The sequence below is a fragment of the Streptomyces pseudovenezuelae genome (genome assembly GCF_001513955.1).
Lineage (GTDB): Bacteria > Actinomycetota > Actinomycetes > Streptomycetales > Streptomycetaceae > Streptomyces > Streptomyces pseudovenezuelae.
The window spans coordinates 244232-257749 of the sequence record NZ_KQ948146.1 but is presented as its reverse complement, the minus strand read 5'-3'; the positions used below and the strand labels follow the sequence as shown (position 1 = coordinate 257749).

14 protein-coding genes are annotated in these 13518 nt (G+C 71.7%); 8 read left to right on the top strand and 6 right to left on the bottom strand.

All coding sequences use genetic code 11. The features are described from left to right. Nucleotide 1: 1 nt before the first annotated feature. Nucleotides 2-1039 carry a glutathione S-transferase family protein gene (locus AQI94_RS13275; protein WP_031051551.1) on the bottom strand — a complete coding sequence of 346 codons (1038 nt, stop codon included), beginning with the start codon at nucleotides 1037-1039 and terminating at the stop codon, nucleotides 2-4. A gap of 94 nt (nucleotides 1040-1133) precedes the next feature. Between AQI94_RS13275 and AQI94_RS13270 the strand changes: the two genes are divergently transcribed. Next, nucleotides 1134-2105: a cation diffusion facilitator family transporter gene (locus AQI94_RS13270; protein WP_031051548.1), complete on the top strand. Its 972-nt coding sequence runs from the start codon at nucleotides 1134-1136 to the stop codon at nucleotides 2103-2105. A gap of 62 nt (nucleotides 2106-2167) precedes the next feature. On the opposite strand, the gene AQI94_RS13265 is transcribed toward AQI94_RS13270, so the two are convergent. Further along, nucleotides 2168-2617 (bottom strand): nitroreductase family deazaflavin-dependent oxidoreductase, encoded by a 450-nt coding sequence (locus tag AQI94_RS13265; protein ID WP_031051545.1) that lies wholly within the window; start codon nucleotides 2615-2617, stop codon nucleotides 2168-2170. Between the two features lie 355 nt (nucleotides 2618-2972). On the opposite strand from AQI94_RS13265, the gene AQI94_RS13260 reads away from it, so the two are divergent. Beyond that, nucleotides 2973-4172, top strand: a complete 1200-nt coding sequence (locus AQI94_RS13260; protein WP_031051543.1) for a cytochrome P450 — start codon at nucleotides 2973-2975, stop codon at nucleotides 4170-4172. A gap of 18 nt (nucleotides 4173-4190) precedes the next feature. Further along, complete coding sequence (locus tag AQI94_RS13255; RefSeq protein WP_037943581.1) at nucleotides 4191-4418, top strand: ferredoxin; 228 nt, start codon at nucleotides 4191-4193, stop codon at nucleotides 4416-4418. A gap of 183 nt (nucleotides 4419-4601) precedes the next feature. Here the strand turns inward: AQI94_RS13255 and AQI94_RS13250 are convergent, their stop codons facing one another. Then, a complete protein-coding gene (locus AQI94_RS13250) occupies nucleotides 4602-5153 on the bottom strand; it encodes a TetR/AcrR family transcriptional regulator (RefSeq protein ID WP_031051757.1) in 552 nt (183 codons plus the stop codon). Nucleotides 5154-5256: 103 nt separating this feature from the next. Between AQI94_RS13250 and AQI94_RS13245 the strand changes: the two genes are divergently transcribed. The 3 genes from AQI94_RS13245 to AQI94_RS13235 all read left to right on the top strand — a co-directional run bounded on the left by AQI94_RS13245 (nucleotide 5257) and on the right by AQI94_RS13235 (nucleotide 7309). Next, nucleotides 5257-5715, top strand: coding sequence for a nuclear transport factor 2 family protein (locus AQI94_RS13245; protein ID WP_031051759.1), 459 nt, complete (start codon nucleotides 5257-5259; stop codon nucleotides 5713-5715). A 9-nt stretch (nucleotides 5716-5724) separates the two neighbouring features. After that, nucleotides 5725-6243, top strand: coding sequence for a flavoprotein (locus tag AQI94_RS13240; protein WP_031051761.1), 519 nt, complete (start codon nucleotides 5725-5727; stop codon nucleotides 6241-6243). Between the two features lie 94 nt (nucleotides 6244-6337). After that, on the top strand, nucleotides 6338-7309 hold the full coding sequence (locus tag AQI94_RS13235) for an aldo/keto reductase (protein WP_031051763.1): 972 nt from the start codon (nucleotides 6338-6340) through the stop codon (nucleotides 7307-7309). Nucleotides 7310-7336: 27 nt separating this feature from the next. Here the strand turns inward: AQI94_RS13235 and AQI94_RS13230 are convergent, their stop codons facing one another. Beyond that, the gene (locus AQI94_RS13230) at nucleotides 7337-8137 is read right to left on the bottom strand and encodes a phytanoyl-CoA dioxygenase family protein (protein ID WP_031051765.1); all 801 of its coding nucleotides are present in this window, start codon (nucleotides 8135-8137) and stop codon (nucleotides 7337-7339) included. Between the two features lie 79 nt (nucleotides 8138-8216). On the opposite strand from AQI94_RS13230, the gene AQI94_RS13225 reads away from it, so the two are divergent. Further along, on the top strand, nucleotides 8217-9137 hold the full coding sequence (locus AQI94_RS13225; RefSeq protein WP_037943811.1) for a helix-turn-helix domain-containing protein: 921 nt from the start codon (nucleotides 8217-8219) through the stop codon (nucleotides 9135-9137). 375 nt (nucleotides 9138-9512) lie between these two features. Next, on the top strand, nucleotides 9513-11417 hold the full coding sequence (locus AQI94_RS13220) for an RICIN domain-containing protein (protein ID WP_062229737.1): 1905 nt from the start codon (nucleotides 9513-9515) through the stop codon (nucleotides 11415-11417). Nucleotides 11418-11423: 6 nt separating this feature from the next. Here AQI94_RS13220 and AQI94_RS13215 read toward each other — a convergent pair whose 3' ends face one another. Together AQI94_RS13215 and AQI94_RS13210 are read right to left on the bottom strand one after the other, a co-directional pair. Next, nucleotides 11424-12680 (bottom strand): SLC13 family permease, encoded by a 1257-nt coding sequence (locus AQI94_RS13215; protein ID WP_063760186.1) that lies wholly within the window; start codon nucleotides 12678-12680, stop codon nucleotides 11424-11426. Nucleotides 12681-12768: 88 nt separating this feature from the next. Next, nucleotides 12769-13428: a DUF4232 domain-containing protein gene (locus AQI94_RS13210; RefSeq protein WP_062229736.1), complete on the bottom strand. Its 660-nt coding sequence runs from the start codon at nucleotides 13426-13428 to the stop codon at nucleotides 12769-12771. Between the last annotated feature and the right edge of the window lie 90 nt (nucleotides 13429-13518).

The window sequence follows — 13518 nt, the reverse complement described above, 5'->3', positions numbered from 1 at the left end:
GTCAGTCTCCTTGGTCAGTGGTGGGTCGGTGGTGCGCCGGGACCGCCTCGGCCGTCGGCGCCGGCCCCGGCGGGGTCCCGTCGCCGAACGGACGGCCGCCGAGCTCCTCACGGTGATGCGGCGCCAGCCAGCCCGCCAGGTCCGGACCGAGCGGCACGATGCCGGTCGGGTTGATACCGGTGTGCACCTGGTAGTAGTGCCGCTTGATGTGGTCGAAGTCGACGGTGTCACCGAAGCCCGGCGTCTGGTAGAGGTCGCGGACGTACGCCCACAGCACCTCGTTCTCCGTCAGCTTCCAGCGGTTGCACTTGAAGTGACCGTGATAGACGGCGTCGAAACGCACCAGTGTGGTGAACAGGCGGATGTCCGCCTCGGTGAGGGTGTCCCCGACGAGATACCGCTGCCGGGCCAGCCGCGGTGTCAGCAGGTCGAGCCGGCGGAACACGCCCGCGCACGCCTCCTCGTACTCCTCCTGGCCGGCGGCGAAACCCGCCCGGTACACACCGTTGTTGACGTCCTCGTAGATGTCCGCCATCACGGTGTCGATCTCGTCGCGCAGCGCCCGCGGGTACAGGTCGGGCGCGCCCTCCCGGTGCAGTTCCCTCCACTCGGTGGCGAGGTCCAGGGTGAGCTGCTGGTAGTCGTTGGTGACGAGCTTCCCACTGGGCACGTCCACGAGCGCGGGCACGCTCACCCCGCCGGGATAGTCGCTCTCCCGCTTGTCGTAGGCCTCGCTGAGGTAGCGGATGCCGAGGACCGGGTCGCGGCCGTCCGGGTCCAGCGTGAACCGCCAGCTGCGGTCGTCCTGGATCGGGTCCGTGATCGCCATGGAGAGCGCGTCCTCCAGCCCGAGCAGCCGCCGCGAGATCACCGCCCGGCTAGCCCAGGGACACGCGCGGCTGACCACCAGGCGGTACCGGCCGGCCTCCACCGGCCAGCCGTCCCGGCCGTCGGCGGTCACCCGGTCCGCGAAATGGCTCTTGGACCGTTTGAACGCCTTGTGGCCGAGCGCGCTGTTGCCGTCGTCGGCGCTGCTCATGCTTCCTCCTGTGTGAGCCTGTCCTGGTGGACGCGTTCCCCGTTTTCGGCGATCGGCACGGTGTGAGTACCCCGGAGGCGGGCAGTCGGCGTGGGTGAGCGGGACATCGACGAAAGACACAGCAGACCGGAAAACACGCGTCACCGTCCTGGTGGCGCTCGCCGCGAACCTGGTGATCGCGGTCGCCAAGGCCGTCGGCGGCCTCCTCGCGGGCTCGCCCGCGCTGCTGTCGGAAGCGGCGCACTCCGTCGCGGACAGCCTCAACGAGGTCTTCCTGCTGGCCGCGCTGCGCCGCAGCCGCCGCCCGGCAGACCGGCGCCATCCCTTCGGATACGGCAAGGAGCGGTTCTTCTGGTCGCTGATCGCGGCCGTCGGGATCTTCGTGATGGGCGGCTGCTTCTCCGTCTTCCAGGGGGTCGAGGCGCTCCGCAACGGCGCCGAGGAAAAGCTCAGCGGTTATGTGGCAGGCCTGATCGTGCTGGGCGTGGCCTTCCTCGCCGAGGGCGTCTCGCTGCTGCGGGCGCTGCACCAGGTGCACAAGCAGGGCGGGGCCGCCCAGGGCATGCGCGACCCGGCCCTGCGCACGGTCGTCGCCGAGGACGGCACGGCGGTGCTCGGTGTGACCCTGGCCATGATCGGCATGGCGCTGCACATGGTCACCGGCCAGGTGGTGTGGGAGGCGTCGGCCTCCCTGGCCATCGGTGTGCTGCTGGTCTACGTGGCCTACCGGCTGGGCCGCGAGGCCAAGGGGCAGCTCATCGGCGAGGCCGCCGACCCGGAGTCCAGTGCCAAGATCCGGGCGCTGCTGGACGCGCAGCCCGAGATCGACAGCGTGGAGGCGCTGTTCACCATGAAGATGGGGCTGGACTCGGTCCTGGTGGCCGCCCGGGTCGACCTGGTGCCGGGCCTGGACAGCGAGCGGGTCGAGGAGGTCGCCGTACGCATCAAGCGGTCCGTCTCCCGGACCGTGGCCGAGGCGGACCAGATCTTCCTCGACGTGACCGACCGGCCGGCCGAGGAGGGACGAGAAAGCCCCGCCGCGACGGGGGAACGCGGCGGGGCCTGACGCTCGGATGCCCGGGCGAAGCCGGTTCATGCGTCCTGGTTCGAGAATTGTTCCGAGGACGCTCAGTCCCCGTCGACGGGCTCCAGAACGAAGACCGGTATCACCCGGTCCGTCTTCTTCTGGTAGTCGGCGTACGGCGGGTACGCCGCGACGGCACGCTCCCACCACTCGTCCTTCTCGGCGCCGGTTATCTCGCGGGCGACGAAGTCTCCCTTGACCGGTCCGTCCTGCAGTTCGACATGCGGGTCGGCCTTGACGTTGTGGTACCAGACCGGGTGCTTGGGCGCGCCGCCCAGCGAGGCGACCACCGCGTACCGACCGTCGTGCTCGACCCGCATCAACGGCGTCTTGCGGATGCTGCCGCTCTTCGCGCCGCGGGTCGTCAGCACGATGACCGGCATCCCCGTGTCCATGAGCGTGTTCCCCTTGGTGCCGCCGGAGCTCTCGTACAACTCCACCTGCTCACGCACCCACTGGGTCGGGCTGGGCTCGTACTCGCCCTCAAGAGGCATGGTTTCCGTCTCCTCGCTGTCCGCTACGGATTTCCCGCACAGGACTTCAACACCGTCCTGAACGGGAATCATCCCCTCCGTGTCCCCCGCGCACGGCGGATCATGGCCACCGTTGGTGGACCGGGCGAGCGGGGGCCTGGCCGGATACCGCGTGCGATGGACGCGGTACGGCGGCCGAGCCGGCACGCCGCGCCCGCCCCGCCGTGACCGCCGCCTTCCGTCACCCGCCCCACGGCGCCGGTCTTCGGCCAGATTGCCCCCGCCACCGATCTGGCCGAACTTCTCGTCGCCCTATAGATGCCCCGGGCATCTAATGAAGATCTGCACGACGCACTCTTCGTCTGCGAGGTCTTCCATGACGGAAACCGTACCCGTCGCCTTCCCCCAGGACCGGACCTGCCCCTACCACCCGCCCACCGGCTACGACCCCCTGCGCGCCGATCGCCCGCTGTCCCGGATCACCCTCTTCGACGGCCGTCCGGCCTGGCTGGTCACCGGACACGGCACCGCCCGCGCCCTGCTCGCCGACCCCCGGCTGTCCACCGACCGCACCCGTGACGGCTTTCCCGCGCCCACGGCACGCTTCGCGGCGGTCAGGAACCGCAGGACCGCGCTGCTCGGCGTCGACGACCCCGAACACCGCGTCCAGCGGCGCTTGATGGTCCCCAGCTTCACGCTCCGCCGGGCCACCGAACTCCGCCCCCGCATCCAGGAGATCGTCGACGAACGCATCGACGCGATGATCGCCCAGGGGCCGCCCGCCGAGCTGGTGAGCGCCTTCGCGCTGCCCGTCCCCTCGACCGTGATCTGCGCTCTGCTCGGCGTGCCCTACGCCGACCACGACTTCTTCGAAGGACAGTCCCGGCGCCTGCTGCGCGGCCCCACGGCCGACGACGTCATGGACGCCCGCGACCAACTCGAGGAGTACGTTGACGAGTTGATCGACCACAAACAGAAGCAACCGGAGGCCGGCGACGGCGTGCTCGACGAACTGGTCCACCGGCAGCTGAGGGACGGGGAGCTGAACCGTGAGGAAGTGATCGCCCTCGCGATCATCCTGCTGGTCGCCGGCCACGAGACGACCGCCAACATGATCTCGCTCGGCACCTTCACCCTCCTCCAACACCCCGACCGGCTGGCCGAGTTGCGCACCCACCCCGCGCTGATCCCGAACGCGGTCGAGGAGCTCATGCGGATGCTGTCGATCGCCGACGGACTGCTGCGGATGGCCCTGGAGGACATCGAGGTGGCCGGGACGACGATCCGCGCCGGCGAGGGGGTCGTCTTCGCGACCTCGGTCGTCAACCGCGACGAGGACGTCTACCCCGCCCCCGACACCCTCGACTGGCACCGGCCCGCCCGCCACCACCTCGCGTTCGGCTTCGGCATCCACCAGTGCCTCGGCCAGAACCTCGCCCGCGCCGAACTGGAGATCGCCCTGCGCACCCTCTTCGACCGGCTGCCCACGCTGCGCCTCGCCGCCCCCGCCGAGAAGATCCCCTTCAAACCCGGCGACACGATCCAGGGGATGCTGGAACTCCCCGTGACCTGGTAAGAGGCTCCGACGATGCGCTTGGACATCGACATCGACAAGGACGTCTGCATCGGGGCGGGCCAGTGCGCCCTGGCCGCCCCGGGCGTCTTCACCCAGGACGACGACGGCTTCAGCACGCTTCTGCCCGGCAGGGAGGACGGCGGCGGCGACCCGATGGTCCGGGAGGCAGCCCGGTCCTGTCCCGTCTCCGCCATCACCGTGGCGGAGTCGGTGAGCCGACCCGGCGAGGCGGGTCGAGCCTCCTGAGCTCGCCCCGCCGCAGCCGGCCCGGCGCACCACATCCCCAGCCGGCGGGCGGAAGCCGTACTTCGTGGCCGCCGAGCTCGCCCGGCCCGTCCGCTGACGCGCCTGGCGGGTACGGCGGACCTCGCGGCGGGCTGCCTCGCGCGGGCCCGTGACCGGGTCACGGCGCCGGTCGTCGGCCGGCGTTCAGCGGGGGTCCAGCAGCAGCCGGGCCGCCTCGCGGGCCTCGGCGGCAGGGCGGGTGCTCCGTGTGATCCCCGCCGTCACCATGGCTCCCTCGGCGAGCAGGAAGAGCGGCCCGGCCAGTGCCGCGGGCCGTCCCGCCGCGGCCACGAGGGAAGCGAGGTAGTCCGCGAACGCCCTCTTGTGCGCCCGGACCTGGGCCGCCACCCGGTCCGAGGTCGCGCCCAGCTCGCCGTACGAGTTGATCCACGCGCACCCGCGGAAGCCCTCCTCGCCGAACCACTCCTCCAGCCAGTCGAAGACCGCGAGGATCCGCTCCTCAGGGGTCGGCCGGAGTTCCACGAACGCGGCCAGCCGACCCCGCCATCGTCCGTCCCGCCGCTCCAGATACGCCTCCACCAGCTGCTCCTTCGCCGGGAACAGCTGGTAGAGCCGCTTGAGCGACACCCCGGACGCGCCCCGTACGGCGTCCATGCCGACGGACTGGATGCCCCGCCCGTAGAACAGCTCCTCGGCGGCGTCCAGCACCCGCTCACGGGCCACTGCGCTGTCCATGGAAGCTCCTCCTTGACGCGAGAACGTGCGTTCTCCTACGGTAGCAGCCACCCGGAGAACGCACGTTCTCCCCCTGTTCGGCCGCCCGGCCACGGAGGACGACATGACCGACCGCCCACCCCTGCCGCCTTTCACCCGCGAGAGCGCCGCCCAGAAGGTGCAGGCCGCCGAGGACGCCTGGAACACCCGCGATCCGCAGCGGGTGGCGCTCGCCTACTCCGAGGACTCTGTGTGGCGCAACCGCGGCACCTTCGTCACCGGCCGCGCCGAGATCGTCGCCTTCCTCACCGCGAAGTGGGCACGCGAGCGGGAGTACGCCCTGCGCAAGGACCTGTGGGCGTACGACGGCAACCGCATCGCGGTCCGTTTCCAGTACGAGTGCCAGGACACCGAGGGGCGGTGGTGGCGCTCGTACGGCAACGAGCTGTGGGAGTTCGACGAGCACGGCCTGATGACCCGGCGCGAGGCGAGCATCAACGACGTCCCCGTCGAGGAGGGGGAGCGCCGGATCCGCGGGCCGCGGCCGGAGAGCGAGCGGGGGCAGTCCTTCCCGCTTCAGTAGGGTGCCGGCGTGAGCGAACGCGACGAGATACCGCCCTTCTTGTACGTCGTGGTCTGCGCCGCCGGCATCGCGGCGGACGTCGGCAAGCTGATCACCGCCGCGCAGGAGCGGGAGTGGCAGGTGGGCGTCATCGCCACCCCCACCGCCATGGACGGCTTCTTCGACACGGCCGCCGTCGAGGCGCAGACCGGCCACCCGATCCGTTCCGCGTGGCGCCGCCCGGGGGACCCGCGGCCCTTCCCGGACCCGGACGCCGTCGTGGTCGCCCCGGCCACCTTCAACACGATCAACAAGTGGGCGGCCGGAATCGCCGACACCCTCGCCGTGGGCACGCTGTGCGAGGTGGTCGGCCGGGGCGTCCCGGTCGGCGTCCTGACCTGTGTCTCCGACGACCTCGCCGCTCACCCCGCCTATCAGGAGAGCCTGATCCGGCTGCGGGGGACGGGCGTACGGTTCGGGTATCCCTACCGGGGCGCCGAGGGGGAGGAGTTCGGGTGGGAGCGGGCGCTGGATCTGGTGGAGCCGTAGAGAGGGTGAACGCGGGTCTCCGACCCGGGGACACCGGGCGCACCTGAATCGTAGGCTCCCCTTCGGACCCCTCTCGAAGGCAGGAGCAGCAACGATGCAGTACGTGAAGCTCGGTTCGACGGGCCTGGACGTCTCGCGGATCTGTCTGGGATGCATGTCCTACGGCCTGCCGGACCGCGGCGTGCACGAGTGGACCCTCGACGAGGAGGCGTCCCGGCCGCTGATACGGCAGGCACTGGACGCCGGGATCACCTTCTTCGACACCGCCAACGTCTACTCCGACGGCACCAGCGAGGAGATCGTCGGCAAGGCCCTCGCGGACTTCGCGAACCGCGACGAGATCGTGCTCGCGACCAAGGTGCACGGCCGGATGCGCTCCGGACAGAACGCCGCCGGGCTGTCCCGCAAGGCGATCATGACGGAGATCGACCACAGCCTCAGGCGCCTCGGCACCGACTACGTAGACCTCTACCAGATCCACCGCTTCGACCCGAACACCCCGGTCGAGGAGACGATGGAGGCGCTGCACGACCTGGTGAAGGCGGGCAAGGTGCGCTACATCGGGGCCAGTTCGATGTACGCCTGGCAGTTCTCCAAGATGCAGTACACCGCCGAGCGGCACGGCTGGACCAGGTTCGTGTCCATGCAGAACCACTACAACCTCCTCTACCGCGAGGAGGAGCGCGAGATGCTGCTGCTCTGCGCCGACCAGGGGGTCAGCGCCCTGCCGTGGAGCCCGCTGGCCCGCGGTCGCCTGACCCGGGACTGGGGCACGGTCACCGACCGCAGCTCCGCCGACGACTTCGGCAGCCGCCTCTACCAGGAGGGCGACCGCGCCATCGTCGAGGCCGTCACCCGCATCGCCGTCGAGCGGGGCGTCCCCCGTGCCCAGGTGGCCCTGGCCTGGCTGCTGGCCCAGGACACGGTGGCGGCCCCGATCGTGGGCGCGGGCAGGCCGCACCACATCGAGGACGCGGTGGCGGCGGTCGAACTGGAGCTCAGCGACAAGGAGATCGAGGAACTGGAGGGGCCGTACACGGCCCGCCCCGTCGTCGGTCACAGCTGAGGCAGGTCCCGCCCGCACCCGGGCCGGCTAGTGCGGTCCGTGCGGTGCGAACTCCGTACCGCACGGACCCGCCCCCTCGCTCTCCGGCAACGGCACCCGCGCACCGCTCATCGACAACGTCCGGTAGTAGTGGCCGATCCGCTCGGTGGAAGCTCCCACGTAGTGCCCGATGAACGAGCGCCGGAACCGCTCGGCCGTGCGGTTGGGCTGCGACCCGTGCACCAGGCTGCCGTTGAAGAAAAGGACGTCCCCCGGCGCCATGTCGACGGGAGTCGCGGTGAGCCCCGGCGGCGGTGCCACGTACTCCCGCGCGAACGACACCTGCGAGTCCGCGAGTTCGGGGCAGAACAGGTCCATCCGGTGCGTGCCCGGGACGACTTCCAGCCCGCCGTTGTCCCGGTCGATCTCGTCGCAGGCCACCCAGGCGGCGACGCACGTGCCCGGCTCGACGCGCAGATAGAAGTTGTCCTGGTGCAGCGCCTGTCCCCGCGCCCCCGGCGGCTTGAAGTAGAACATGCTCTGCGCGGCCAGCACCTCCTCGCCGAGCAGCGTCTCCAGCACCTCCCGCAGCCGGGCGTCCAGCAGGAACCGCAGCGCGAGCTCGTTGATCTCGTGCGGCTGCATCACGCGCGGATACCTGCGCAGCGGGTCCGTCGACCCGCCCGGCGCACTCGGCTCGAAGTGCCCCGGTACCGGCCCGCCCGCGTGCAGTGCCGTGAACTGTCCGCACAGCGCGTCGATCTCGTCACGTGCGAACAGTCCGCGGACGACCATGAAGCCGTCCTCCTGGAACTGCCGGACCCCTGTCTCGATGCCTGTGACTGTCATGCGGCCACTCCCTGGTCGTCCCTGTTCGAATGTGTTCCACTCGTCACGCTAGGCCGCAGCCCGTGCGAGGAGGATGCCCGTGACCGCCGACGGATTGCCCGAGACCGCTGCGTCCGGCGACCCCGGACCGCCACCGGGCCTCGTGGTCGTCGGCCGCTACGACGAACTCCCGGGCTACGCCGTCCAGCGACCGCGCGGCGCCGACAGCTGGCTGTTCACCTGGACGGTGGGCGGCCGGGGCACCCTGCGTCAGGGACGGACCGAGACCGGGGCCGGCGCCGGGGACCTGGTGGTGCTCGCCCCCGGCACCGCGCACCGCTACGGCGTCCGACAGGGCGCCGACCACTGGGAGTTCTGGTGGGCGCACTGCGGAGCCAGACCCGCCTGGAGCGCCTGGCTGGGGCCGCACGAGAGGGGAGACGGCCTGTACGTCGTCAGCCCCGGCCCCGCGGGCGACGGGCCGCACGTCCGTATCGAGGCGGCCTTTCGCCGAATGCTCGCCGACGCCCGCTGGACCGGCACCGGCACCCCGCCCGACACCGCCCCGCCCGACGACCGGGTCGCCGTCGCCGTGGCCCACGGCACCACCGCCCGCGAACTCGCCCTGGGCGCGCTGGAGGAGGTCGTCCTGCTCACCGCCGGCACCGCGCACGGGACGCGGCCCGGGAGCGATGTCGACCCCCGGGTGCGGCGTGCCCAGGAGTTGATCGCGGCGGACCCCGGCGCCCCGCACACCGTCCGGTCGCTCGCCGGCGAGGTCGCGCTGTCCCCGTCCCGGTTCGCCCACCTCTTCACCCGGCAGTCGGGCCGCTCGCCCATGCGGGCACTGCGCGAGGCGCGACTGCAGCACGCCGCCCGGCTGCTGGAAAGCACCGACCTGTCCGTGGAACGCGTCGCCGCCGCCTCGGGCTTCGCCAGCCCCTTCCACTTCAACCGGGTCTTCCGCGACCGCTACGGGACACCGCCCGGGGCCTACCGGGCCGCCGTGCTCAATGGTTGAGGCATGACATCATGGGGCCGCCCGGAAGCGCTGTGTAGTGGAGGTTCAATGGTTGGCTGGATCTCTTCTCGGAGTTAACTGAATCCTGTTTCCGACGGGGCAATCAGGAGAGCGGCAATCATCGGGGCATCGGTGTTGACGCATTGTCTATCTGTGCCGGGCGGACGGGACGCGCAAAACCGTGGGATCACTTGTTGGGCGTCCCTGACCTGTGCAAAGGTGTGCCTTGTCAGCACACAGACAATGCATATTCCCCCTGTGTGCTCCTGACCCCCTCCGTACGCCCTTCACGCTTCAAAAGAGCTGCCCCAGGCGGACGTACCCATTGGTATGGACTTTAAGCAATGCAGCATGCCCTCGGGAGGAAATGCCGCCGTGAATGACGCAGGCCTGTCGAATTCCCCGTCTCCGGTTCGCCCGTACGACGTCACGGACGAACAGCTGAGCGCCGAGCTCAAGAAGTGGAGCGGCACGACGCCGGCCCTGCAGCCCGTCGGTGAACTTCTCGACCGGCACTGGGAAGCCGCCTTCGCCTACGCGCGGCTGTGCACCGACGGTCCCCGCCCCGCGGGCATGCTCACCACGGCAGCGTTCACCCGCCTCTTCGGCGAATCCCTGCGGCACACCGGGCCCACCGCCGCGTGGCGGCCCCATCTGCTCGTCACCGTCCGCCGGATCGCGGCCGAGTGGGACTCCGACGGCCGACGGGAGATGCTCCACCCCACGCTGAGAACCGAGGCGGGCGGCGACAGAGCCGCGGCCCGCCTTCTGCCCCCCGCCGAGCGGCGTCTGCTGTCCGGTGCCTTCCAGCGCCTGCAGCAGTCCGCCCGCTGCCTGCTGTGGCACACCGAGGTCGAGGCCGAGCCGATCGGCGTTCCCGCGGCTCTGCTCGGCCTGGACGAGGAGGACGCCGGCGTCGAACTCCGCCGGGCCCGCGAGCGGTTGCGCGAGGAATGCCTCCAGGTCCACCGTGAACTCGCCCCCGAGCAGGAGTGCCGGCACTATCTGCGGCTGCTCGACGTGACCTACCGGCGCGGCGGTGTCGAACTCGACCCCGATCTGCGCGAGCACCTGGAGCGGTGCAGGCACTGCATGCACACCGCCGACCAACTGCACCAGTTCAACGGGCAGCTCGGCCTCGCCCTCGCCGAGGCCGTGCTCGGCTGGGGTGCCGCCGCCTATGTGCAGGCACGGCTGAGCCTCGACGACACGGGCGCGGCGCAGGAGGCCCGACAGCACGCCCCGGAACGGCCGTTCGTGGCAGAGGCCTTCGGTACGCCGATGCCCTTCCCCGCCCCCGGCCAGAGCACAGCCGCCGCTCCCGGACCCGCCGCCGCGGCGCCCGCCGATCCCGGCTCCCGTACGCGCTCGGCCGCCCGCCGCTCGGCCCACAAGGCCGCCCGCCGTACCTCCCGCCGCAACCTCGCCGCGGCCGTCCTGACGGTGAGCGGGCTCGTCGTCCTTCCCCTGGTCATGTGGTCCTCGTTCCACTCGGACGACAAGGCCCCCGCCGACGGCACCCCGTCCGAGGCGTCCGGCTCCGACACGGCCTCCGCGACCAGCGACCCGTCCTGGGCCGGGGCCGGCGAGGCACGCCAGGGCGACCTGCGCGGCCGCCTGCACAACGTCGAGTCCGGGCTGTGCGTCGGCGTCGTCGGCAAGAAGATCGCCCAGGGCGTCGAGACGGAACTCGCCAAGTGCTCCGGGGCCGAGGGCCAGCAGTGGACGTACGAGACCGACGGACTGCTGCGCAGCGCCGCCGACCCCGACCTGTGCCTGGACTCCCACCTCGGCTTCTCGGTGCGCCTCGCGACCTGCGGCGGCGCCACCGCGCCCGAGGCCAAGGACATCCGCTACGACTTCACCCTCCAGGGCACCCTCGTACCGCGCTGGGACCAGGACCTCGCCCTGACGCCGGCCGCCACCGACGGATCCGGCGCGCTGGTCCTGAAGAACCGCGACGACGGCCCCGCGCAGCGTTGGGTGTTCGACACCTCGAAGACCGACCCGCAGATGGAAGCGGTCAACTGGGACGCGGACAGCAGCCCCGCACCGACCCCGAAGTCCGCGCCCGCGCCCACCAGGACACCCCCACCGACCCCGAAGGCGTCCGCCACCCCGACGGCCACGCCGACCCCGTCAAGCAGCCCGTCGACGAGCGACAACTGCTCCGCCAACCCGTACGCCTGCTCCTGGGGCGGCCAGGACGGCGGCGGGTACGGCGGCGGCTACGGCTGGGGCTACGGGTACGGAGGCGGCGGCTACGGCGGCAGGCGCTGAGCCCGCTCAGGTCCCGACGAGCTGGAGCGAGCCCCACAGCGCCACCACCGCGGCGGCGAGCGCGGTCGGCACGGTCAGCAGACCGAGCCGGGTGAACTCCCCGAGCCCCACCTCGTGGTCGTGGCGGTGCAGGATGCGCCGCCACAGCAGCGTGGCCAGCGAGCCGGCATAGGTCAGGTTCGGGCCGATGTTCACCCCGAGCAGCACCGCGAGGACCGCGCCGGGCCCGGCCGCGGTGGTCAGCGGGAGCAGGACCAGGACCGCGGGCAGATTGTTGATCAGGTTCGCCAGGACGGCGGCCAGCGCGGCGATCCCCAGCAGCGCGACGAGCCCCGTGCCGTCGGGCAGGACATGGCTCAGGGCGTCGGCGAGCCCGTTGTCGACGACCGCGCGCACCACGATGCCGAGGGCGAGCACGAACGCCAGGAAGGCCGGGGACGCCGAGCGCACCACCGAGGCGGGGGTGGCCTGCTTGCGGACGAGAGCGCGGCCCGCCAGCACGAGCGCCCCCGCGCAGGCGACCCAGGCGGGATCGACGCCGAACGCGGACGCCACCACGAACCCGGCCAGTGTGCAGCCGACGGTGACCAGCGCGAACAGGGGCAGCGCGGGCTCCTCGGACGGCTCGGGGGAGTGGTCGACCACGGTGAGGTCGGTCTCGAAGAAGCGCCGGAAGACCGCGTACTCGACGGCGATCGCCACCAGCCAGGGCAGCGTCATCAGCAGGGCGAACCGGGTGAAGCTCACCCCGCTCGCCTCGAAGGCCAGCAGGTTGGTGAGGTTCGACACCGGCAGCAGCAGCGAGGCCGTGTTCGACAGATGCGCGCACGCGTAGACGTGCGGCTTGGCCCGGGCCCCCATCCGGGACGCGGTGACCAGCACCACCGGCGTCAGCAGCACCACGGTGGCGTCCAGGCTGAGCACCGCCGTGATCGCCGAGGCCAGCGCGAACACACCGGTCAGCAGCCGCCCCGGGGAGCCGGCCGACCGCCGTGCCAGCCAGGCGCCACAGGCCTGGAACAGTCCCTCGACGTCACAGAAGTGGGCGAGCACCAGGACCGCGGCCAGGAAGCCGACCACCGGTCCCAGCCGTTCGGCCTCCGCCCACGCGTGCTCCGGGGAGATCGCCCCGGTCACGACCGCGAGCACGGCCGCCGGAACGGCGACCACCGCCTCGGGCAGGCCGAAGGGACGCAGGACGGCCCATACGAGGACGGCGACGAGCAGGGCGACGGACAGGGCTTCGGCGAGCGGGGTGTTCAGGGCGGATCCTTCGGGAGATGAGCAGGTCGTGCCCGGTCATGAAACCAGGCGGAGGTAAGAAACCTGCCACTACCCCGGTCGCGACCGCTCAGGCTCCGGTGCCGGGACTGAAGGGGATCAGCCGCACCGACGACTCGTTGCCGGACACCGGGACCTCCCCGGACTTCCACGGGACCTTCAGCGGGTCCTCCTCGTCCGGCGGGGTCACCAGCAGGGCGGCAGGGGTGGCCGTGCCCGCCCCGCTGACCTCCGGGTTCGCGAAGGACAGCCCGGCCCAGGCGCTCTGGCCCGGCGCCAGCTTCACGGTCTCGGGCTCGGTGGCGGAGCGCTGGGGGTCCGGGCCCAGCTGCCGGCCGGACGCGTCGACGAACGCGGTGCCCGGATAGCCGTGCAGGGTGCAGGTGCGGCTCGACCGGTTCGTCAGGACCACCGGGAAGTTCTCCTGCCCGGCGCCCGGATTGTTGCGGCCGACGGAGGCGCTCAGCTCGAAGGTGTGGCAGCGGGTGCCACCGGCGGGGGAGGGCGGCGCGGACGGGGTGCGGGAGGCGCTCGCCGCGTCGGTCGGCACCCCGCTGCCCGGGCCGGGGTCGGACGGTGTCGCGGTGGTCGCGGGGGCCGCCGTGCCGGACTCCGAGGGCGGGGCGCTCGCCGTGTCGTCGCCGTCGCCGCAGCCCGCCAGCAGGCCGAGCAACGCGACCGAACTCGCGAGCAGTGCCGCCCGCCGCACACCCAGGGACCTGTTCGTCATGTCTCCACACTCCCGGAGAATCCACGCACGCGCGCGTACCGCGCATGCCCTCTCACAAGGCTCCGATGCGGGACGGCCCGGAAAAGTTCG